We start from the raw sequence: 22,826 nt of genomic DNA, 5'->3' as shown, positions 1-22,826 counted from the left end.
TCGCCGCTGGGCGGGTATCATAATCCATTAGCGTCAAGAAAGAAGAGTTCTTTATGGAGAGCGGAACGAATTTGCTCAGCCAAATCAATAGCCCCGCCGATCTCAAGCCGCTCGGCGTGGAGCAGCTGCGATCTCTGGCGGAGGAGATCCGGGCCTATTTGACCGAGTGTGTGTCCAAAACCGGCGGGCACCTTGCCCCCTCGCTCGGCGTCGTCGAGCTGACCCTGGCGCTGCACAAAGTCTACGATCTTCCCAAGGACAAACTGATCTGGGATGTCGGCCATCAGGCCTATGTCCACAAGATCCTGACCGGACGGCGCGATCAGCTTCCGACCATTCGCCAGCACGGCGGCCTTTCGGGCTTTCTGCGCATCGACGAATCCCCTTACGATCTGTACGGCGCCGGCCACGCGTCCACTTCGATCTCGGCGGCGATGGGCTTCGCCAAGGCCCGCGACTTCCGAGGCGGCAAAGAGTCCGTGCTGGCCCTAATCGGCGACGGCGCGCTCACCGGCGGCCTCGCGCTGGAAGGCATGAACAACGCGGCGGACGACGGCACCAACATCACGGTCATCCTGAATGACAACGAGATGTCGATCGCCGAAAATGTCGGCGCGCTCGCCACGTATCTTTCCAAGCTGCGCATGGAGCCGATGTACCAGTTCGCCGAAAGCACCGCCAAGGGTGTGATCAAGGGCTTGCCGCTGGGCAGCGGCCTGATCACCAAGGCGGCGCGCGCGGCCAAGCACACCGCCACCCACTTCGCGACACCCGCCCACACCGGTTTGCTGTTCGAAGAAATGGGCTTCCATTATATCGGGCCGATCGATGGCCACAATGTCGAAGCGCTGATCGACGTGTTTAATCACGTCAAGAAGATGAAGGGCGCCGTACTGGTCCATGTGCTGACGGTCAAAGGCAAGGGCATCCCCTACGCCGAGGCCGACTCGCGTACGTACCATGGCCTTTCCAAATTCAGCCCCGATGACGGCCGAATGGAATCGAAGACGACCGGCGTCACCTACACCAGCGCCTTTTCGGACACCCTGTGCGACCTTTCGGAAACCGATGACAAGATCATCGGCATCACCGCCGCCATGCCGGACGGCACCGGCCTGAACAAGTTCGCCAAGCTGCATCCCGAGCGCTTCTTCGATGTCGGCATCGCCGAGCAGCACGCCGTGACATTCGCCGCCGGCCTCGCCGCCGAGAACTTCAAGCCCGTCGTCGCGATCTACTCGACATTTTTGCAGCGCGCCTACGATCAGATCGTCCATGATGTCGCGCTCCAGCATCTCCCCGTGCGCTTCTTCCTGGACCGGGGCGGCCTGGTCGGTGACGACGGCGGCACGCACCACGGCGTTTTGGACCTCGCCTACCTGCGCTGCGTCCCGAACATGGTGATCGCCGCGCCCAAGGACACCGACGAACTGCGCGCCATGGCCCGCTTCGCCCTCGCTTACAATACCGGCCCGATCGCCGTGCGCTACCCGCGCGGCGGCGCCCGCCAGCTGTCCGATGAGAATACGCCCGAGATTATTTTGGGCAAGGCCGAAGTTCTGCAAGACGGCGGCGATGTCGCCCTGCTGGGCCTCGGCGCCGGAGTAGAGATCGCGCTCGACGCCGCCGCGCTGCTCGCCGAACAAGGCATTCACGCCACGGTTGTCAATGCCCGCTTCTGCAAGCCGCTCGACGCCGAGACCATTTTAGAAGTCGCCCGCCGCTGCGGCCGCGTCATTACCATCGAAGACGGCGCCACGACCGGCGGCTTTGGCTCCGGCGTCCTGGAGCTGCTCGCCGACCACGGCGTCCACATTCCCATCGCCCGAATTGGCCTGCCCGACGAGTTCGTCGAACACGGCCCCGTCCCCGTTCTGCGCGAAATGGTCGGCCTGACGGCGCAAGCCGCCGCCGCAAAAGCGCGCGAAATGGTTGGGACGCGACGTGAGAGCGGGTATGCGGTGGTGTGAGGGCCTCCTCCGAAATCCTATGGCAAAAAAAGCACGACTTCCCATCAACCCTACTCCCACCCAGCAGCGTCCCGCCTGGATCGGTTTCGCTGTCACCGGCCTGATCGCCGCCGCCTGCGGCGCCGCGATCTCGGCTTCGGTCCTGCCGCGCGCCGCGTCGCCGAAGCCAACGTCTCCGGCGGCGGTTGCTCCGGCCGCGACCACGCCTCCGACGCCCCCCGCCACAGCGCCAGTCAGCGGCGCCGATACGAACGCGACGGCCGGCAATACGATGCCAACCCCGGATCTGATTCTGGACCTGCCGCCCGCGAAGGCCGCGCTGAACCTGGGCAACTGGTCATACGATCATAAAAACTGGCCAGCGGCGATTGCCTATTACACTGAGGCTGTTAAGCGTGGATTTGGCGGCAACCCAGATGTGCTGACGGATTTGGGGAACGCCTACCGTTTTGCAGGCCAGCCGCAGAAGGCGCTGGCGCAATACTTTCTGGCGCAGCAGAAACAGCCGTCGCACGAGACCAGTCTGTTCAACCAGGGCGACGTTTACGCCAACGACCTTGGCGACCCGAAAAAGGCGATCGATGTCTGGAAGCAATATCTCAAGCGTTTTCCCAACGGGGTACATCACGAAGACGCAGCGCATCTCATTGAGCTGACAGAAGCCCATTCGAGCATGGATAAGGGCGGCGCTCCCGGGACCTCCGCCCAATAATCACCCTCTCAGCGCGTTTGGCGACTACGCCGCCATGCGCGTCACACTTCCCGAAGCAGATTGTATCGGCGTCGTTTGCGCGACCTGAAAGTGCGCCGCCTTTTCCGCAAGATCCTGCGCAATGGCCGAAAGGTTTTCCGAAGCGACGACAAACTTTACCACGACGGCTTCCTGGTCGCTGCTTGCCGACGCGATCACTTGTATCGTCGAGGAAACCTCTTCCGCGCACGCCGACATTTCCTCAGCCGCCGCGCTGGATTCTTCGACGACCGCAGCCACATCCGTCACCGCGTTCGATACTTTTTCCGACGCCGCCGACATTCGCTCCGTTTCGCCGAGTATTTTCGATACCCGGTCGCTCACAAGGATGACGCGTGTCTGAATGTCCGCCATCGCCGCGCCGGCGCCCTGCGCCAGGGCGCTTCCAACCTCCACCTCGCGCACGCCTTCCTCCATGGCCGCGACGGCTTCCTCTGTCCGCGCCTGTACATCGCGGATCAGATTGTTGATTTCGGCGCTGGCCATGCGCGAGCGATCCGCCAGCTTCCGCACTTCATCGGCAACCACGGCAAAGCCGCGGCCGGATTCTCCCGCGCGGGCCGCTTCGATCGAGGCGTTGAGAGCGAGAAGATTTGTCTGGTCCGCAATCGCCGTGATGCTCGTGATAATTGCTCCGATGTGCTTCGAAGACTGTCCCAGGTCCGCGACGACTTGCGCTGAGTTCACGACCATGCGCTTGATACTCTCCATCCGCGCCAGGGACTGCGTTACCGTCTCGGCGCCGGTGGCCGCCGCCGCCTTCGCCCCGGACGCCTCGCCGAACGCGCTGTGCGCATCGCTCGCCGCTCCCTGTATCGATCTGTCGAGCAGTTTGAGAAGCTCCACGCTTTCCGCAATCGCCATGGCCTGCGCGGCGCTGCCGCGCGCAACATCCGTGGAAGCCAGCGCCGTTTGTTCGCTGGACGCCGCGATTTCCTGGACACTTTGCGCGATCTCGGCGCCGGCCCGGCCAGCCGAAGCCGCATTGACCGCGAGAAGTTCGGCGGCGGCTCCAGCGTTGGCGGCGGAATCTTGAATGCGCAGCACCAGAACGCCTAACGCGGCTTGCGATGTGTGAAAGGAATGGATCGTCGCCTGCGTTTGCGAGAGAATGGAGTTGAATGTCGAAGCGACGTCTCCCAGTTCGTCCCGCGTGTCCAGCACGAGCGGAAGGGTCGCGGTGTCAACCTGCACGGTCAAGTCGCCGCGCTCCAGCGCCTGGATGGCGCCGCCCAAGTTCGTGACGCAGACATTATTGAGACTGGACATTCGCCCGGAGATGTCCGCCAGCGTCTTCGTCGTCGAACGAGAAAGAGCGGCGAAGAACGAAAGAGCAAGCAGAAGAAATATGGCGACACAGCTATCCACTAGCGCCCGACGCGCCAAAAACTTCTGAAGACGGACTTGCAGCAATGAGTCGAGCGTATCCAGCGTCTGCCCGTGATATTGCGAGAGTGCGTCCACGACCGCATCCGAACCAGCCTGCAGTCTTGTGCGAGCGCTGCGGTCAGCAGGCGTATGAAGCCACCCTACTTGAAGCAAACCGAGGAATTCATTCGCGCGCTGAACGGCGGCAAGCTGAGGCGCAGTGAGCTGACGGCCAATCGACGCGTTGTACTGCGTCGACTGATGCAGATCGCTTTGCATCGTATCGATCGGGGTCGAGATGTGATCCACCATCAGGGAGAGCTGGATCCGATCTTCGTCGGAAAGCGACCGCTGGGCGGTGGACGCCGCCTTGTCTGCGGCGCGGCTCATTCCCGCCATCGTCTGCGGAATTTGGATCAGCGCCGTATCCATCAAATAGTAGCTGTCGATATCTGGATCGAGGATCAGGTTGGAGTTATTGCCGATAGTCTGAATAAACGACGCCAGCCCATCGGAGAATGTCCGATAATCCGCCGGATCGCTGCTTGCACCCGTGCTGAAAGATTGCTTTAACGTCCGCCACGCGCTCCTGAGCTTTGTCCACTCGTCGGTAGATTTCAACGACGAATTGAGCGCCTTGTCGGCAGCGTCAACGGCTAGTATATCGAGATCGATCTGATCCTGCTGACGCGCCACCTCTTCGCGGGCGACATCATGAACGGCGCGCTGCCGGTTCAGCATTCGCTGGTGCGCCAGAACGTCTTCCAGCAGTTTCGTCACCGGGCGCTCATAAGCAACGCCGTCGCGCTCCTGGCGGGCAAATGCAATCCCAATGTTGATTTCCGATTGAAAATAATAGAAGACGAGCAGCAGCGGCGCCAAAAAGAGAACGCCGATCAGCATAAATTTCCCGGCAAACGGGAGACGCCTTAATATTCGATTTGCGGGAGTGAGTAAAAACCCCATGGAATCCATCCAGTTCTTGCTCAACCCAATTCGATCGAGCGCCGGCATTCCATTATCGGGATGTCAAAAGGGATTCATCAGTACGATACGATGCAAATGAGGGAGTACGAGAAAAAAAAATAAAACCGGGCACATGTACGGGTAACGGTACGTGCATACGGATCCAATAATTGCATTGTGAGAGCGATTTAGCGCTCCGCAAACCGCCCCGCGTGGAATTTAGTGAAGCGCGGCGCATCCCTTTCTCTCGAACGGCCCGGACGCTATTTAGAGCGCCGGGCCTTTCGTCTTTGTTGACATTCCGGCGGACCGGGTATAATAATGTCATGGCAGGACATACACACGGCGCGACAAGCGGACGGCTTCTCTGGATCTCACTGGCGCTGACAATCACCTTTGTCGCCGTGGAGCTGTTTTACGGCCTGCGCGCACATTCGCTGGCCCTGGTGTCCGACGCCGGACATAACGCGAGCGACGCGCTTGCGCTCGGCCTCGCCGCCTATGCGGTCTGGGTCGCCCGCCGGCCCGCCGGCCCCGGCAACACCTTTGGCTACCACCGCGTCGCCATCCTCACGGCCTGGTTCAACGCCGCCGCGCTCGTCGTGATCGCGATCATGATCCTGGTCGAGGCATGGAACGTTTTTCTCCATCCCCAGCCGCACATTCAAGCGGGCCTGATGATGGGCGTCGCCGCCGTCGCGTTCGTGATGAACACCGTCATCGCCTACTGGCTGCGCGGTGAAAGTCACAACAGCCTCAACGCGCGCGCCGCCTATATCCACATGGCTGGCGACGCCCTATCTTCCCTCGGAGTTCTGATCGCCGGCGTCGTCGTCCACTTCACCGGCTGGACGCTCGCCGACCCGATCGTCTCCGTGATGATCGCCGCGTTTATTCTCTACTCGTCGTGGGAAATCATCATCGACGCCACGAACGTCCTTCTCGAAGGGACGCCCAAGGGAATGGACATCACCAAACTTGTCGCCGCCATCAAAAGCGTCGCCTGCGTGCGTGACGTCCACGACCTGCACGTCTGGACCGTCGGCGACGGCATCATCTTCCTCAGCTGCCACATCGTGCTGCCCGAAGAGTTCACCGTCATCCAGAGCTCCACCGTCGTCTCCGCCGTCAACCACAAACTGCACGACGACTTCGGCATCGGCCACGCCACTATCCAGGCGGAGATCGGCGACTGCAACGGCTGCAACATGGACCCGGAAGAGCTGTATTGCTTCCTGGAATCACATTCGAGTGGATGCGGGCACGATCACTAGGGACCTAAGGGACCTATCCCCACCGAATCTCTCCGCACCAACTCTCCCTCAATCAATCTTTGCTGCGGCGCAAGCTCTGGATCACGGATCTGCGCGAGCAGTATCTCCGCCGCCCCGCGCCCGATCTCCTGAAATGGCTGCCGCACGGTCGTCAGCGGGGGGTTGGTCGCATCGGCGCCAAGGTCGTCGACGCTGACCAGGGAGATGTCGCTCGGGACGCTGGCGCCGGCGGCGGTGAGGGCCGAGAGGAGGAGGCGCGAGACGCCGTCGCTGAAGCTGAAGATCGCGGTGGGACGCTCGTCTGGCGGCAGGGTCAGCAGGCCAGGCGCCCAGGAGCGAATGTCCGGGATCTCCCCAATCCATCGTTCGTCGATCGGCAGATCGGCTTCGGCGAGGATCTGCCGGTAACCTTCCTCACGCTGCCAGCTGGCGCGCGTCTCATGCGGGCCACGGCAGTAGGCGATCCGTTTATGCCCTTGACTGAGCAGCTCCCCCATCGCCGTGCGGGCGGCAGCGAGGTTGTCGATCTCACAGGAGGAAGACAGGGCGTCATCTCCCGAATTCCCCACTAAGATATGCGGAAACCCGCGTTCACGCAGGGTTCGGACAAGTTCGTTACCGACTGAGGGCGACACGACGATCAGGCCGTCGCAGCGGCCGTCGCAGTAGGTGCGGATACTGAGCAGCGGATCTTCGTAGAACAGGCGGCTGGTGAAGATCAGGGAGTTGTGGCCCATTTCGTCCAGAACGTTGTGCAGGTTGTCGAGCATCGCCTGAAAATAGCGGTCGCGCGTGGCGGAGCCGACCGCGATACCGAGGGTCAGGCAGTCCGGAAGCGCGGCGCGCTGCAGCGATTGGCGCGGGCGGTAATTGGTCTGACGGATCGCCGCCAGAACGCGCTCGCGCTTTTCTGGAGAGACTTTTCCTGGACGATTATTCAGGACGTATGAGACCGTGGCGAGCGATACGCCGGAGATATGGGCGATGTCTTTGATGGTTGGCATGGATTTTCAATTTGGGAGCGACCCTTCTATTATACTTCATTCCCGCGCCGACAAAAAATCTCTTGACGGACGGCGGGCGGAGAGTTATAATGAGCCAATTGAAACATTTCAACTCTTCTCGTCATCGCTGAAGGAGATCGTATGCGTTCCCCAGTCATTTCTCGATCGAAGCGCGCCGCCAAACCGTTCGGCGGCCTGCCGCTGCTGGCGGCGGCCGCGCTGCTGACGCCAATAGCGTCGTCGGCCCAGGCCACGTTTCCCTTCCAAAACTCCAAGCTCCCCATCGAAAAGCGTGTGGACGATATCGTCTCGCGCATGACGCTGCCCGAAAAGGCCGCGCAGATGGGAACCGACGCCCCCGCGATCCCGCGCCTCGGTATTCCCGCCTATTACTGGTGGAGCGAATCACTGCACGGCTACGCCTACGGCGGCAAGAGCTTTGATACGGTCTTTCCGGAGCCGATCGGTCTGGCGGCGACATTCAATATCCCCTTGCACGCCAAAGTCGCCAGCGCCATCGGGGACGAGGACCGCGCGGAGTTCAATCGCACCAACGCCGCCGGCAAGCCCACGCCGTTTTATGGACTGACCTTCTTCGCGCCGAACATCAATATCTTTCGCGACCCACGATGGGGGCGCGGCCAGGAAACCTACGGCGAGGATCCGTATTTGACCTCGCAGTTCGGTTCGACATACATCAAGGGACTGCAAGGCGACGATCCGAAGTACTTCAAAGTCATCGCGACGGCGAAACACTACGCGGTTCACAGTGGCCCCGAACCCGAACGGCATGTGTTCAACGCAGTCGTTTCGCCCTACGACTTGCACGATACGTATCTGCCCGCGTTCAAATCCGCCGTCACCGACGGTCACGTTTACAGTGTCATGAGCGCCTACAGCAGTCTTTACGGCGTCCCGGCGCCCGCGAGCACCTTGCTGCTGCAAACGCTGCTGCGCGATCAGTGGGGGTTCCAGGGATATGTCGTCTCAGACTGCGGAGCGATCACGGATATCTCCAACAGCCACAAGTACGCTCCCACGCAGGAAGCCGGGTCCGCGCTGGCGGTCAAGGCGGGGAATGACCTGGCATGCGACAGCGCGTTTAACTCATTGCCCGCCGCCGTGGCGCAGGGGCTCATCACCGAAGCTGAGATCGACAAGTCGCTCAAGCGCCTCTTCACGGCTCGCTTCAAGCTGGGAATGTTCGATCCGCCGTCGGAGGTCACTTACGCGAACATTCCCGCAAGCGTCATCGAAAGCCCGGAGCACCGCGCGCTGGCCCTGCAGGCGGCGCGCGAATCGATCGTCCTCTTGAAAAATGACAAAAACTTCCTGCCGTTCAGCTCGAAGATCAAAAGCATCGCCGTCATTGGCCCGAACGCCGACAACACTGTGGTTCAAGAGGGCAACTATCACGGCGTCTCTTCGCATGAAGTCAGCGTGCTGGAGGGGATTCGCAAGCGGGCGGGCGCCGACGTCAAAGTCACCTATGTCCGCGGAAGCGGTCTGCTGACGGCGAAGGAAGGCGCGCCGATCTCGGGCGATGTCGTGTCCAGCGGCGGCAAGCCGGGCTTCCAGGGCGAATACTTCACCAATATGAAGCTGGAAGGCGCGCCAGCCGCGACACGCCAGGACGCCAGCATCGACTTCAACTTCGCCGAGGCGCCGATCGACGGCGTGGCGCATGAGAACTTCTCGGTCCGCTGGAGCGGAACGCTGACAGCGCCGAAGGACACCAATTACACGCTGACGATCAGCGGCGACGATGGATATCGCCTCTTCATCGACGGCAAGAATGTCGCCGAGGATTGGGGATCGCACGCAGTGACCTCCCGCGACTACGTGCTGCCGCTCAAAGCCGGTCAGTCCGTACCGATCCGCGTGGAGTACTATCAAGAGGGCCAGGGCGCGGAAGTCCATTTGGTGTGGCGCGATGACTCAGCGCCGTCCTTCGCTCCCGCCGTCGACGCCGCCAAGGCCGCCGACGCGGTCATCTTCGTCGGCGGCATCTCCGGCGCCGTCGAGGGCGAAGAAGGCGCGGGCGGCACCGGCGACCGCGCCACCCTGGATATCCCACAGGTGCAGCAGGATTTATTGGAAGCCCTCTACGCCACCAAGAAACCAGTTGTCCTCGTGCTGCTGGGCGGCAGCGCGCTCAGCGTCAACTGGGCGAATGACAAACTGCCCGCCATCCTCGACGCCTGGTACCCCGGCGAAGAAGGCGGAACCGCCGTCGCGGATGTCCTGTTCGGCGACTACAATCCCGCCGGACGTCTTCCCGTCACCTTCTACACCGGCGTCGACCAACTGCCCCCGTTCCGTGATTACTCGATGAACCATCGGACGTATCGCTACTACGGCGGCCACCCGCTCTATCCCTTCGGCTACGGCCTGAGCTACACACGCTTCGCCTACTCCAAGCTCAGCGTTCCCAAGGAAACGGAGCCTGGCGGCCCCGTCACCGTGAGCGCCGAAGTCAAGAACACCGGCAAACTCGCCGGCGACGAAGTCGTTCAGCTTTATCTGCGCCCCGATCCAGACGGCATCCCGCGTGAGATCGAGCCGGGCCAATCCATGCCCCGCCTGATCCTCACCGGCTTCCAGCGCATAAATTTACAGCCCGGCGAAAGCAAGACCGTCAGCTTTACAATTCAGCACGATCAGTTCCTCTTGTTCAACTCCGAGGGCGTCAAGCAATTGCAGCCGGGCACGTGGCAAGTCTACATCGGCGGCGGCCAGCCCGACGTGGACTCCGGCAAGGGCGCTCTCAGCGCCAAGATCGAGGCGCGGTAAGGTCTTGCGTCCATCGGCGAAAGACCTTACCGATGGACGCAATTAGCCCGTCGAATACAAGATAGCCGGCGATTAAAATCGCCGGCGTCTGACGCTCAAACGCAAGACGATACTAGCAAACACAAGCCCCTATTAGCCGCCCCTCCCCTAATACACCGCCAGCCCATTCTGCCCGCTGCCGGCTGGCAATGACGGCAGCGATGACAGCGCTGTTAAGCCCCCGTTTGCTTCCACTCGAAATCCATTGATCCGACCTGTCCCAGCAGTGAGCGCATATAGATAGCGATTGTTGCTACTCAACTCGATATCCAAAGGCGCGCTTCCCGTTCCAGTTCCGACGGATCCCAATATGGTAAGCACACCAGTGTCCCCCACGGAGGCGATGGAAATCTGCGAGCTGCCGGCGTTGGCTGCATAAGCGTAGTGGCCATCGGAACTCGCGACGATCCAGCAGGCGGCGGCAAATCCGGTGGGGACCGATGAGGTTACGGAGGAGAGTGTTGTGTTCGGCTGCACGGCGTAGGAAGAAAGCGCCGATCCTCCATTCGGATTACCGGCGGCTTCCGAAACGAGAAGCGCGCCTTGAGGCGTGAAGGTCAAACTGAACGGCGTTTTTCCAGACGAAGCGTTCGCAACGAGTGTTCCGGCCGCGCCATTGCTTCCAATTGGAAACGTGTCAATACGGTTCGTCAAGCGCTCCGCGGCGGCGAGAACTTTACCATCCGGGCTGAAATCGATAGAAGCCCCGCCGGCGCTCGCTCCGCTGAGCAGCTGTGTCGATCCGGGAATGGGCTGCAAGTGACCGTTACTCAGTACATGGAATCCGCTCACGCTCCCGGCGCCGCCGGAGTTAAGAACATACAGCAAGTCCCCATTAATAGCGAGTGAAACAGGAAAGCCGCCGCCGCTCGGTGCTCTGTCGATCACGCTCAAGCGCCCTTCACTCCCAACCGAGAGCACAGAAACGTCGCCGCTGCCGCTATTGACGGCGTACAGGAAACGATGATCCTCACTGAGCAGCAGCGAATGCTGCGATTGGAGCGGATCGATCGTCCCACCGCTTCCACGCCCGCCGGTCGGGTACGAGCCGATATAATTTAGCGTTCCGTCCGCAGCGCGGTGGTACGCAATCAACTGATTCTGATTGACGCCATTGGTGGCGATGTAGACGGCCCCAGCAGCAGAAGCGATGTGTGACTGCGCCGGCTGAGCCTGGAGCGCCGCCGGCAGTATCACGGCGGCCACGGTCAAAGCGAACGGCAAAAATTTGGCGTGATTGGTCATGGAATTCTCCTGTGAACGAAATGAGAAGACTATCTTCTCTGTCTTCCGCCCTACACACAAACCAGCGCCGCGAAAAGTTCACTCCTCTCAGCAATTGCAGTCGGGCTGACGAATTTCGAAACACAAAAAATAATTTTTCCGTATCTGTCCATAACTCGCGCCGAGCGAACATTACTATAGCAGGAGAGAGAATTTTGATTGGCGAAGACGAGCTGCTGCGGCGTTATGCGACGCGACGGTCGGAGGCGGCCTTCGATGAGCTGGTGCGCCGCCATATGGACTTCGTTTATTCCGTCTGCCGCCGTCAGCTCGGCGACGGCGAGATGGCGCGCGATGTCACGCAGACGGTCTTTTTGCTGTTGGCGCAAAAGTCCGGAAGCATGCGTCCAGGGACAGTGCTCACGGGATGGCTCTTTCAAACGGCGCACCTTGCGTGCCGGAACGCGCTGCGCGCCGAGGCGCGGCGGCGTCACTACGAAGGAAAGGCGGCGCGGGAGATGGAGGATGCGGCGCGCGGCCTGGATACTCAGTGGCGTGCGGTGGAGACAGATTGGGACGATGCGCTCGCGCAGCTCGCCGCCGCAGACCGAAACGCCATCTTTCTGCGTTACATCGAAGAGATGTCGATTGAGGAGACGGCCGCAGCGCTGGGCGTTTCCGTCGCCGCCGCGCAAAAGCGCGTGATGCGCGCTGTGGAGCGCCTGCGCCGCCAGTTCGGACGCTCGGGCGCCGCGCTTTCTACGGCGGCGATCACGGCGATCCTGACGCAGAAGATGGTGAAGGCGGCGCCGGCGGCGCACGCCGCCGCGATCCTGCAGGCGACGACCGGCCCCGGCGCGGCCATCACCGCCACGCTGCCCTTTGGCCTCTCCGGACATGGATATCATCTGTGGCGGCAGGTCACGCTGACCAAGGCGCAGATTTTCGCCGCAGGCGCGCTGCTGGCGGCGGTCTTTGCGGGAGGAGTGGCCCTGCATCATCAGATGTTAGCCGTTGGAGCTGGGACACCCGCCAAGGCCGCTGTTCCGGTTCCGACAATCGCTGTGCGCGGGCGCGTGCTGGACCCAGCCGGCAAACCCGATCCCGGCGCCCGCGTGACACTGCTTCGGTACGGAGTTATGAATGGAGCCACGGCGGAAGAAGTCGCTCGAACGGTGACGGACGGCGCGGGGCGTTACGCCATCCCGCAAGTGGCGGGCGGTCCGCTCGGCCTCGCCGTGGTGGCGGACGACGGCAAGGCGATGGAGTTTGGGACGCCGGATATGGACCTTCGACTTTCGGCGCCGACCCGCATGCTCCTGCATGTTGTTGACGCCAATGGACAGCCGGCGTCTGGAGTAAGCCTGAAGCCGATCATGTTCAGCATCACCGGGCCGCTCGGACAGACAGCGACAATCAATCTGGCCGTCGGCAGCCCGGATCGCCTGACAAAGACAACGGATGCGCAGGGAAATGCGATCTTTACAGGACTGCCACAGGGATTTATGGTTTCGTTCCAGGTGCTCAGCACCGAGTATGCACGCCGCCCACCCACCGCAGACGGCATCCCGCTGTCGCGATCGCCGGACTCAGGATCGTTCCTGGTGGATCTGGCGCCAAGCGCGGCGCTTGAGGGGCGCGTTGTCTACGCCGATACGGGCAAACCAGCCGCTGGCGTGCATATCGGCGCGCAGGAGATCGCCACATCCGCGTGGGGCGAAACCGTCACGGACGCCGATGGTCGATACAGGATCACACAGCTTCTGCCGGGAAAATACAATGTGGCGGTGGACGAACAGAGTCCGTCCCTGGGAGGCGAATGGACGGCGGCGGCGCGCGCCAATGTCGTGGTCGAATCCGGCGCTTCCATCCCTAGTCTGGATCTGCGCCTGTCTCATGGAACGATGATTGTTGGGACTGTCCGTTCCAAAACCGGCGCTTTGTCGGCTCCAATAACCATCGGAGTTTACGGTCCCGCCCACCCACGCGGGGGCGCCTGGGTCAATAGCGTCGATACCGACCGAGACGGGACATATCGCTTGCGGGTTCCGCCGGGCCGTCAGTATGTATACCCGCTGAACGATCCCGCCGGCGGCGTGGATGTGACGGCCTCCGAAAGCAAAGACACGCAAGTGAATTTCGAGCAATAATACTTCGAGCGGTAAGGAGATGAACGTGTTGAATAATGGCTTGGCGTTTTTATTAAAAGGCGGCCCAGTGATGTGGCCCCTGTTTCTGTGCGCGATCGCCTCGGTCACGGTCATGATCGAGCGCTATTTCGCGCTTCGCTCCGTGCTGCGCGGCAGCCGCGGCCTGCGGCTCCAGGTTCGCAGTTCCCTGGCTCAGGGGAGAGAACGCGCGGCGCTGGATCTGCTGGACGTACGCAGCGGACCGATCGCCCGTGTCCTGAGGACGGCGCTGGAGTTTCGCGCCCTCGGCCGTCAGAACATGGAGCATCTCGTGACCGAGGTGGCGATGGATGAGACTCCTAGCCTGTCACGCGGACTGAACATTCTGGATACGGTCATCACGATCGCTCCCCTGCTGGGACTGCTCGGGACCGTGACGGGAATGATCGCCGCCTTCCAAGTCGTCGCGGTCTCGACTGGCCTCAGCGCGCCCACGGAGATTACCGGCGGCGTCGCCGAAGCGCTGATCGCCACGGCGACCGGCCTCGCCATCGCGATCACCACGCTCGTGGGATACAATTACCTCACGGAGCAAGTCCGCCGTATCGTCGCGGAAATGGAAATGGCGGCCACCCAGCTCATCAACGATTTGGAGCTGCGGAATCTCTCGGAGGAGCGCGTCCATGAGACTGCCGGCGTCTAAACCCAAACGGGCGCGGATCGAGATCGTTCCGATGATCGACACCGTGTTCTTTCTGCTGATTTACTTCATGATCGCCAGCATGACCATGACGCGTATGAACGCCGAAAAGGTCGCGCTCCCGGTCAGTCACACGGCGGCGGCCAAACCTGCCGACGACATTGTGGTCACGGTCACCAAAACCGGCCTCTTCTATATCGATCGGGACCCCGTTGCGGAATCCGGCCTGACTTCGGCCCTGAACGCGCGTTTGGCCGCAAAGCCGGTCTCAGCCGCCGTTATCATCAACTGCGACAAGGACCAGCCGGCCGGCCGGTTCGCCCGGATCTTCGACCTTGTGAAGCAGTCTCAGGCGGCCAACGTGATGATCGCGACGACGCCGAGCGATCAGTGGGAGAAACGGCCATGAGACTGCCACAGCCGGAGATGCGGCGCGGACGCATCGAGATCATTCCGATGATCGACACGATCTTCTTTTTGCTTGTCTTTTTTATGATCACCTGGCTGACTATGACGCATATGAAGGGCATGAACGTCAGCCTTCCGCGCCAGACCAAGGCAGGCGGAAAGGCGCCGTCGTCCGTCATGGTCTCGCTGTCGCCACAGGGCGGCTATTATCTCGACAAACGCCCCGTCGCCCAGGGCGTCTGGAAAGAGCGGCTCACGAAATCGCTGATCGCGCACCCAAATTCAGTAGTGGTGCTCAATGTCGCCTCCACACAAAAGACACAGACCTTGATCGAACTGATGGACGAAGTGAACGGGGTCATCGCGGCCTCTCACACCCACGCCGAAGTTTTGATCGCAACGCCGCGCACCGGGAAGCCGGACACTTCCAAAAACGGCGCGGATGCGACATCGGGTGATTCCGGAGGATCCCATGACAACCGATAAGCGATTTCGATATTCCCTCGCGGCGTCCCTCGCTTTCAACGCCGCCTGCATCGCCGTTGTCGGCGGGGTCGCCGCCCATCGCGCCGCAAGCCATCCGCATCCCACAAAGGCGGGCGATATCCTGCACCCAAAACCTCTCCAAATGGCCGCCGCGCCCGACGCAAGTTCCGATGCGGGAGCGCAGGAGAAGGGCCAGCCTGGAACTGCGGGCGATGGCGACGGCGCTTCCGGTTCGAGGGGCGTCGGGTCCGCCGGACACGGGCATGGCAAGGGCGCATCAGAAGCGCGTGAGGGCGACGGACGCGGCGTGGACGACGGCGGCGCGGAAGCCGCCATGGTAAAACAGCTCAAGCAGCTCGCGGTGCGCGGCGGTCTCACCGCCGCCCAGCAGGCTCAGCTCGCGGAGGCCGAGGCGCGCTTGCAGGCTCATGAAGCGCGCCTGAAATCTCCCGCGACCCAATTCCCGGCGGGACAGCGCCCCAGCAGCCACGACGCTAAGACGGCAAGCTCGCAAGACGCCCGGCCATCGGCAAGCAGCAAGACGCCCATGCAGATAGCCAACGCCAAGCTGTCTCCCAACGAACTCCAAACCCTGCGGCCAGGCCAAGCGCCCGCCGAAGGTCCCGAGGGACACAACGAACGGGCGGGCGATCAGGCCAAGCCCGCCGGCGCGGACGGCGCGCCAAAAGAAGCGCAGAGCGCGGCCGGGGATAAATCAAAACCAAGTTCGAAGATGTCCGTCATCACGCAGCCCTCGTCGCCGTCGAAGAACGGCCGCGGCGCCGCCGGCGGCAACTCCATCGCGCCGAAAATGCTGAAGTACGGCAAGATGAAGCTCAATCTGGGGACGATCCATATGACCCGGCCTAATGGCCCGGTCACGGGCGGCGGTCTCGCGGACCAGCGCAATGTCGAAATCACGGCGCATATGGTCGTTGACGACCTCAAGAACCAGCCAAAAACCTTCAAGCCAAACAAATCCGTCAAGCGCTTCCCGCCGAACTGCAAAGGCGATCCCGGCAATACATCCAAGTGTCTCCCTACCGGAGGAAACACAAGCCTGGGAGGCGGAACTCTGCACGGAAAGAACGACCATATCACGGGGATGAAGTACTGCGTCCCTGGCGCCGGTGGACTGCCGTCCGCCGGTGGAGGGGGCGCCTCGGGAGGCGGCAAGCAGGCGCAGGGCCAAAAGACGGCCAGCGTCCAGAAGACGGGGGCCGGACCAAAACAGGGCGGCGGACAGAAAGTAGGCAGCGGCCAGAAGCCCGGCGAGGGACGTCGTCAGGGCGGCGGGGGCAACTCGCCCAAGGGCGACACGAGCGCGTATGGCGCGACGCGCGGATCCTCCACGGTCGTCTCGCAGGCGTACCAGGGCGGTGGCGCTTCGAACGCAGAGGCGCATCGGGGCTGGGCGAACGGCCATGAGAACCCCAACGAGCCCGTCAAAACGAATCTCAATCCTCAGCATCTGCCAAGTTCCCACGGCGACGCGCACGACATGATCCCGGGCGCGAAGGCGCCGAGCGCCGATCGGAAGTGGGTGTACGATCCCTCCGAACACACCGAAAGCGCGCCGCATGGCGAGCGCCCGTCGCCGCTCGCGCAGTTCCGCGTTTCGGCCAATAGCATCGGCTCGATGAGCAAGTTCGGAACCATCGACTGGGCGCCGCCCGCCAAGACCGTCCGTAAAAAACAGCCTTTCGGCGGCGACGGATCCGGCCTCCTGGGAGTCTACTATCGGGGCAACGCGTTCAATCAGTTCGTCTTCAAGAAGCCCGATCGGAACATCGACTTCGAATGGAGCGGCCGAACGCCGGACGCGCGCCTGCCTGCGAACCGCGAGTACAGCATCCGCTGGATGGGCAAGCTGGTCCCCAAAGTCACGGACACCTATACGATCATGACATCGTCCGACGACGGCGTGCGGCTCTACATCGATGGCAAGCTCGTCATCTCTAACTGGACCACGCATGGCCCCGATGAGGACACCGTGACAATGCATCTCGAAGCCGGTCACGAGTATCAGATCAAATTGGAGTACTACGAAAACGGCTACGGCATCGCCGAGATGCGCCTCTACTGGGAAGCCCCCAGCGTTCCACGCGAATACATCCCGGAAAGCTGCCTGCGCTACCCCAAGGCGCGCGAGCTTCAGTAATGACAGACAAACACGCCCACGGCTTGCGCCATGGGCGTTTTTGTTTCGACGATGCAGGCCGTGTGAGGCGTCCTGCTACTTCTTCGCAGGCGGCGGAGGAGCAGCGATATCGCCCATTATCGCCATGGGAGCCGGAGCCGGCGGCTTGGGTGGAGCTGGGAATGCGACTTTGCCCATCAGCGGCGTTAGCGTCGTGGGCTTAGGAGGAGGCGGAGCCGCAATCCTGCCCATCGTCGCCAGAGGCGACACAGGCTTGACGACGGGCGGCTTTGTCTTAACGCTCCCCGCAGGCTTGATCTTGACGATCTTCACAGGAGCGGTCGTTTTCGCGGCCGCATGGATAGGAGCAGCCATCTCCCCCAGAAACGCCTTAGCCGCCGGGGGATTGTCGGCGTGCGCGGGCCGCGTCGTCCCAACGATGGACGCCACCGCGAGCGACGCCGCCCAGGACAGAGCTGTCACATACCGCCGCCGTGCGACGCGCACCCCGACCGGGCAATCCTTGGTCATCATCGTTCCATCCGAACGACGATAGAACCGGACACAAAGCTTCCCCTCATTCGCCGCCACCAGGGCCTGCGCCTGCGCGGTCGTCATCTCCGAAAGATTGTAAACATTGCGAGCACACTTGCCGCAATGACGAACGGCTCCCTCGCCATCCATCTCGGACCAAGACTCATGACACGGACTGGCGACTTCGATTTGCTGCAATGGGATCATGATGGCGCTCCTGTGTTATCCGTCGATTCTTTTATGATTAACTGATGTGAGCGCGTATCGGTCTGGCAGCTTCATTTTAAACTCAGCGGCTTAATCGCGCTTCTGAAGGGCAGAGAGGCCAAATGCCATTCCAATAAGAGAGGCCAGCGGTTGAAACCGCGCCTTCAAGAGCGCAGAAGTCCGCCTGCGCGGACTACATTGTCCGCGACGACACCATCGAATATTCGGCCTATTATAAGACGATATCGTGCTCGAATATGTAACCCACGCAGGTGGGTTTCCGCGCTCTTGCAGGCGCGACTTCAGTCGCCAGCGTCTCTTACCAGCCGGCGCAGCGTCTCGTCATATTGCTCAAAGACGGCGTCCGCCGCTTCTTCGAACGTTTCACGCCGACGAGGAGCCGATGCGACGGGAGCAGTCAGTACGATGCGGCCCGCTTCAAAGGCGATCTCTACCTCGTCCGTCACGCCGAGGTGCTGAAGCATATCTCGCGTGAGAATTAAGCCCTTGCTGTTTCCGATCTTTTGCAGTGATCGTGTCATCAGTTCCTCCAAGGTCATGCTCGTTTTTGTAAATCATACCGTAAGAACATCGTTATGACAAGTTTTGTTGGGAACGTCTGCTGAAATCTGCGAAAGCAAACACTTGTACGAATGACGTTACTCTGCCTCAATCTTGACATTAACTACCAAATAGGGTAAAATACTACCACTCTTTTGACTGGATTTTGTGTGAGAGGATTGAGAAATGGCTGACGAAGAAGTTCCGACCCCCGACCCTATTTCCGAGAACCCCGACGACCAGCCGGATACGCCTGACGAGCAGCCGGAAGCGCCGATTGTGGAGACGACGACCGCGCTCCTTCCCAACAACGCCGGGTTCGAGGTTGTCAATACGACGCTCGAAGATGAGATGCGACAGTCGTATCTCAACTACGCAATGTCGACGATCATCTCTCGCGCGCTTCCCGATGTCCGCGACGGCCTCAAGCCCGTTCAGCGCCGCATTTTGATGGCGATGAGCGACCTGAACCTCACGCCGGCGGCCCAGCAGCGTAAGTCGGCGAAGATCGCCGGCGACACCTCGGGCAACTACCATCCCCACGGCGAAGCCGTCATCTACCCCACTATGGTCCGCATGGCGCAGGACTTCTCGCTGCGCTATCCGCTCGTGGACGGGCAGGGCAACTTCGGCAGCATCGACGGCGACCCGCCGGCCGCCATGCGCTACACCGAAGCCCGTATGTCGCACTTCGCGATGGAGATGCTCCAGGACCTCGACCGGGACACCGTCAACTGGACCGAAAACTACGACCAGACGCGCGAGGAACCGACCGTTCTTCCCGGCAAGTTCCCGAACCTGATCTGTAATGGCGGCAGCGGCATCGCCGTCGGCATGGCGACCAACATCCCCCCGCACAACCTGCGGGAAATTGTCGACGCCCTGTACCACCTGATCGACAACCCTGACGCCACCTCCGACGAGCTGATGACATTCGTCAAAGGGCCGGACTTCCCCACCTATGGCCTGATTTTGGGCACCAAGGGAATCCGCCTGGCGTACGCCACCGGGCGCGGCTCCGTGATCATGCAGGCCCGCACCACGATCGAACCGATGGAAAACGGACGCAACGCGATCATCATCACCGAGCTTCCCTATCAGGTCATCAAGCAGCGCCTGATCGAGCAGATCGCGGAGCTTGTCAAGCAGAAGAAGATCGAAGGGATCGTCAACCTCAACGACTACACCGACAAGACCGGCATGCGGGTCGTTGTCGAGCTGAAGCGCGAGGCGTATCCCAAGAAGGTCCTGAACTTCCTGCTCAAGCATACGCCGATGCGCTCCACGTTCGGCGTCAACATGATCGCCCTGATCGAAGGACAGCCGCAGATCCTTTCGCTGCCGCAGGTGCTCAACGCCTTCCTGAAGCATCGCCGCGAAGTGATCGTCCGCCGCACCATCTTCGAGTTGAACAAGGCCAAGGCGCGCGCGCATATCTTGGAAGGTCTGCGCATCGCGCTGGACTTCCTCGACGAGATCATCGCCCTGATCCGGGCTTCGCGCACGGCGGAGATCGCCCGCACCGAGATGATGGCGCGCTTCACGCTCTCCCAGCTCCAGGCCGACGCCATTCTCCAGATGCAGCTGCGCACCCTCACGGGCCTGGCGCGCGAGCAAGTCGAGAACGAGTACAAAGAGCTGCTGCGCCAGATCGGCTTCTATGAGGATATCCTTGCGACGCCCGCCCGCGTCGAGGCGATCATCCGGACGGAACTGAAGTTCCTGCGCGACAAGTACGGCGACGAGCGACGCACGCGCATCGTTCCGATGGAGGCCGAGGAGATCGGCGACGAAGATCTCATCCCCGAAGAGGAGATGATCATCTCGATCACGCGCGATGGCTACATCAAGCGCGTTCCCAAGGAAACCTACCCCACCCAGCACCGCGGCGGTAAGGGCCGGATCGGCGCAACGACGAAGGAAGAGGACACGATCGAGCACCTCTTCATCGCCACGACGCACCACTACATCCTGTTCTTCACCGACCGGGGCCGCGTGTACCGTCTCAAGGCCTACGAAGTGCCCCAGACATCGCGCACGGCCATGGGCAGCGCCGTCATCAACCTGATCAATATTCAGCCCGGCGAGCGCATCACGGCGACGGTCCCGATCAAGGACTACAAAGAAGCCACGGGCTACTTGCTCCTCGCCACCGAGTGCGGCGAAGTCAAGCGCACGAAGCTTGCCGAGTTCGCCAACCTGCGCAACAACGGCCTGAACGTCTTCGACATCGAAGAGAACGACTCGCTGCGCTGGGTCGCCCACACCAGCGGCGACAACGAAGTGATCATGGTCACCCGCAAGGGCATGTCCATCCGATTCCATGAGAACGAAGTTCCCTCGCGCGGACGCGCCGCCGGCGGCGTTCGCGGAATTCGTCTCTCGGAAGAAAAGGGCGATTCCGTGGTCGGCATGGCCCTGGTGGACGCCGAACTGGACCTGCTCGTCATCGGCGAGCGCGGCATTTCCAAGAGGACACCGTTCAAGGAATACCGCTCGCAGTCACGCGGCGGCAAGGGCATCCTGACGATGGCGCTCTCCGAGAAGACCGGAAACATCGTGGACGCCCAGGTCGTCGACAAAGATGACCGCCTGCTGATCATGACCCGCGAAGGCATCACCATCCGCCTCCGCGTCGATGACATCCGCAGCAGCGGCCGCAGCACCCAGGGCGTGCGCGCGATCAACCTGAGCGACAACGACACCGTCGCCAGCGTCGAGCGCATTACCGCCGACAAGCTGCCAATCGAACCGCCCGCCGCTCCCGACGCGGTGTAATCTTCACAATCAAAAAGCCCCGAGCGTCGATTGACGCTTGGGGCTTTTGAATTCTCCGCCTGCCCCCAATCCTGGTTTACAACGGTATGTTTTCTGACCAATGCGTTCGTATCCATCACACCGGCCATAAATGACCGGCCTGCGAGGGAGCCCCATAAATGGGGCTGAACAAGAGCCAGCAATCGCAAGTCTGGGCAGTTCACCGTCATGACAAACGAACGCGGAGTTTTCTCAGCCCCATTTATGGGGCTCCCTCGCAGGCCGGTCATTTATGGCCGGTACGAAGAATAGGCTAGCTTCCTCACTCCTCAACCACTTCCCGTATCCGCCGCTCCAGGCGCTCCAAATCCAGTCCGCCCTCATCGCGCGCGATGCGCCGCACCGTCGCGTTCACATTACCTAGGTCCATGAGCAAGTCGCGCAGAATCTCCTGCTGCTGGCGGGACTGCGTCACTTCCTTCGGCTCCTGAACCAAATCGCGCACGATCGAATCCTCGGCCCGCGAGCCGACGAGAGGCTCGTCCTGCCCTAACATGTGAACGAGCGTGCGACGGCCGGGGCCGCGCTCCTGCTCGATCGGCATGACAGCCGTGACCTGATCCGAGCGCACATACTTTCCATACCCAAGATGGACTAATACCGATGGCTGTACCTTCATAAACATTCTCCAATTTTCTTAGTCTCTGTTACTAATTATAACAAATTATTCACGAAATTTGTTCCGTAAAAACACGTCTGAAAATATATTTTACAAACATTTGTTCTTAACCCAAAAACGATGAGAATCACGACTGTTACGCACGATTCCCAGGGCGATTGCTCCTTGACATCGTTTCGGCGCCCATGCTACACTAACGCACCATGAGCCAAGCAGCACCCGATGAAATTTTGACGATTCTGGCGCGCGATGCGCGCACGACGCCAGAGACGATCGCCACCCTGACCGGACGCAGCGTTGACGCCGTCAAAGCCGCTATCGCGGACTATGAGAAGCGCAGCGTGATCAAGAGCTACAAGACGATTGTCGACTGGGAAAAGGCGGGCGTCGAGAAGGTCTTCGCCTTTATCGACGTCAAGGCGCTTCCCGCCCGCGACGTCGGCTTCGACGCCGTCGCCGAGCAGCTCTATCGTTATCCGGAAGTGCATAGCGTCTGGCTGATCTCCGGCGGCAGCGATCTGCGCATCGTTATCGAGGCTGCGGATCTGCGCGAAGTCGGCCGATTCGTGGCCGAGAAGCTGTCCACTATCGACGGCGTCACCGGCACCGACACCCATTTCCTGCTGCGCAAATACAAAGAAGACCAGATTCTATTCGTCGACGCCGCCGAAGATCCCCGTCTGGTTGTCGCGCCTTAGGATGGCCCTCACCCCCTGTATGAACAGGGACATGCTTTACACTTTAGACCGGCGACATCCTTTACACATTATTAGGATTGTTTCTCCTTCGAAATGTCTCTTGATGTTTCCAAAGCCAGTGGCGTCTCGCCATTTCAC

Annotated in this window: 17 protein-coding genes; 11 read left to right on the top strand and 6 right to left on the bottom strand. The window is 61.2% G+C overall.

The genetic code is table 11. The features are described 5' to 3' along the window. Positions 1-53 precede the first annotated feature (53 nt). Positions 54-1,970 carry a 1-deoxy-D-xylulose-5-phosphate synthase gene (gene dxs, locus ABIZ35_RS26745; protein WP_348222997.1) on the top strand — a complete coding sequence of 639 codons (1,917 nt, stop codon included), beginning with the start codon at positions 54-56 and terminating at the stop codon, positions 1,968-1,970. Between the two features lie 19 nt (positions 1,971-1,989). Beyond that, positions 1,990-2,682: a tetratricopeptide repeat protein gene (locus ABIZ35_RS26740; RefSeq protein WP_348222996.1), complete on the top strand. Its 693-nt coding sequence runs from the start codon at positions 1,990-1,992 to the stop codon at positions 2,680-2,682. 24 nt (positions 2,683-2,706) lie between these two features. Here ABIZ35_RS26740 and ABIZ35_RS26735 read toward each other — a convergent pair whose 3' ends face one another. Then, positions 2,707-4,992, bottom strand: a complete 2,286-nt coding sequence (locus ABIZ35_RS26735) for a methyl-accepting chemotaxis protein (RefSeq protein ID WP_348222995.1) — start codon at positions 4,990-4,992, stop codon at positions 2,707-2,709. 389 nt (positions 4,993-5,381) lie between these two features. Between ABIZ35_RS26735 and ABIZ35_RS26730 the strand changes: the two genes are divergently transcribed. Further along, positions 5,382-6,329, top strand: coding sequence for a cation diffusion facilitator family transporter (locus tag ABIZ35_RS26730; RefSeq protein ID WP_348222994.1), 948 nt, complete (start codon positions 5,382-5,384; stop codon positions 6,327-6,329). Here ABIZ35_RS26730 and ABIZ35_RS26725 read toward each other — a convergent pair. Then, positions 6,326-7,333 (bottom strand): LacI family DNA-binding transcriptional regulator, encoded by a 1,008-nt coding sequence (locus ABIZ35_RS26725; protein ID WP_348222993.1) that lies wholly within the window; start codon positions 7,331-7,333, stop codon positions 6,326-6,328. The genes ABIZ35_RS26730 and ABIZ35_RS26725 overlap by 4 nt on opposite strands. Positions 7,334-7,474: 141 nt before the next feature. On the opposite strand from ABIZ35_RS26725, the gene ABIZ35_RS26720 reads away from it, so the two are divergent. Beyond that, complete coding sequence (locus ABIZ35_RS26720) at positions 7,475-10,126, top strand: glycoside hydrolase family 3 C-terminal domain-containing protein (RefSeq protein WP_348222992.1); 2,652 nt, start codon at positions 7,475-7,477, stop codon at positions 10,124-10,126. Between the two features lie 147 nt (positions 10,127-10,273). On the opposite strand, the gene ABIZ35_RS26715 is transcribed toward ABIZ35_RS26720, so the two are convergent. Next, positions 10,274-11,410, bottom strand: coding sequence for a beta-propeller fold lactonase family protein (locus ABIZ35_RS26715; RefSeq protein ID WP_348222991.1), 1,137 nt, complete (start codon positions 11,408-11,410; stop codon positions 10,274-10,276). A gap of 194 nt (positions 11,411-11,604) precedes the next feature. Here ABIZ35_RS26715 and ABIZ35_RS26710 point away from each other — a divergent pair, with 194 nt between their 5' ends. From ABIZ35_RS26710 to ABIZ35_RS26690, 5 genes are read left to right on the top strand one after another with little or no spacing between them, the layout of a single operon-like run. Then, positions 11,605-13,539, top strand: a complete 1,935-nt coding sequence (locus ABIZ35_RS26710) for a sigma-70 family RNA polymerase sigma factor (RefSeq protein WP_348222990.1) — start codon at positions 11,605-11,607, stop codon at positions 13,537-13,539. 28 nt (positions 13,540-13,567) lie between these two features. Further along, the gene (locus ABIZ35_RS26705; RefSeq protein ID WP_348222989.1) at positions 13,568-14,221 is read left to right on the top strand and encodes a MotA/TolQ/ExbB proton channel family protein; all 654 of its coding nucleotides are present in this window, start codon (positions 13,568-13,570) and stop codon (positions 14,219-14,221) included. Further along, positions 14,202-14,627, top strand: a complete 426-nt coding sequence (locus ABIZ35_RS26700; protein WP_348222988.1) for a biopolymer transporter ExbD — start codon at positions 14,202-14,204, stop codon at positions 14,625-14,627. The genes ABIZ35_RS26705 and ABIZ35_RS26700 overlap by 20 nt, the downstream gene beginning before the upstream one ends. Then, a complete protein-coding gene (locus ABIZ35_RS26695) occupies positions 14,624-15,112 on the top strand; it encodes a biopolymer transporter ExbD (RefSeq protein ID WP_348222987.1) in 489 nt (162 codons plus the stop codon). The genes ABIZ35_RS26700 and ABIZ35_RS26695 overlap by 4 nt, the downstream gene beginning before the upstream one ends. Continuing rightward, entirely contained in the window at positions 15,099-17,273 is a 2,175-nt protein-coding gene (locus ABIZ35_RS26690) for a PA14 domain-containing protein (RefSeq protein ID WP_348222986.1), read from the top strand. Before ABIZ35_RS26695 ends, ABIZ35_RS26690 begins: the two co-directional genes overlap by 14 nt. A 75-nt stretch (positions 17,274-17,348) precedes the next feature. Here ABIZ35_RS26690 and ABIZ35_RS26685 read toward each other — a convergent pair whose 3' ends face one another. Further along, complete coding sequence (locus ABIZ35_RS26685) at positions 17,349-17,993, bottom strand: hypothetical protein (RefSeq protein ID WP_348222985.1); 645 nt, start codon at positions 17,991-17,993, stop codon at positions 17,349-17,351. Positions 17,994-18,295: 302 nt separating this feature from the next. Further along, a complete protein-coding gene (locus ABIZ35_RS26680) occupies positions 18,296-18,535 on the bottom strand; it encodes an AbrB/MazE/SpoVT family DNA-binding domain-containing protein (RefSeq protein WP_348222984.1) in 240 nt (79 codons plus the stop codon). Positions 18,536-18,740: 205 nt separating this feature from the next. On the opposite strand from ABIZ35_RS26680, the gene gyrA reads away from it, so the two are divergent. Continuing rightward, positions 18,741-21,332, top strand: a complete 2,592-nt coding sequence (gene gyrA, locus ABIZ35_RS26675; protein WP_348222983.1) for a DNA gyrase subunit A — start codon at positions 18,741-18,743, stop codon at positions 21,330-21,332. 301 nt (positions 21,333-21,633) lie between these two features. Here gyrA and ABIZ35_RS26670 read toward each other — a convergent pair whose 3' ends face one another. Further along, complete coding sequence (locus ABIZ35_RS26670; RefSeq protein ID WP_348222982.1) at positions 21,634-21,990, bottom strand: hypothetical protein; 357 nt, start codon at positions 21,988-21,990, stop codon at positions 21,634-21,636. 203 nt (positions 21,991-22,193) lie between these two features. Between ABIZ35_RS26670 and ABIZ35_RS26665 the strand changes: the two genes are divergently transcribed. Next, positions 22,194-22,688, top strand: a complete 495-nt coding sequence (locus tag ABIZ35_RS26665; RefSeq protein WP_348222981.1) for an Lrp/AsnC family transcriptional regulator — start codon at positions 22,194-22,196, stop codon at positions 22,686-22,688. Positions 22,689-22,826: the final 138 nt, after the last annotated feature.

This window comes from Capsulimonas sp., assembly GCF_039929585.1.
Taxonomy (GTDB): Bacteria; Armatimonadota; Armatimonadia; order Armatimonadales; family Capsulimonadaceae; genus Capsulimonas.
This window is presented reverse-complemented; position numbering and strand designations above follow the sequence as displayed.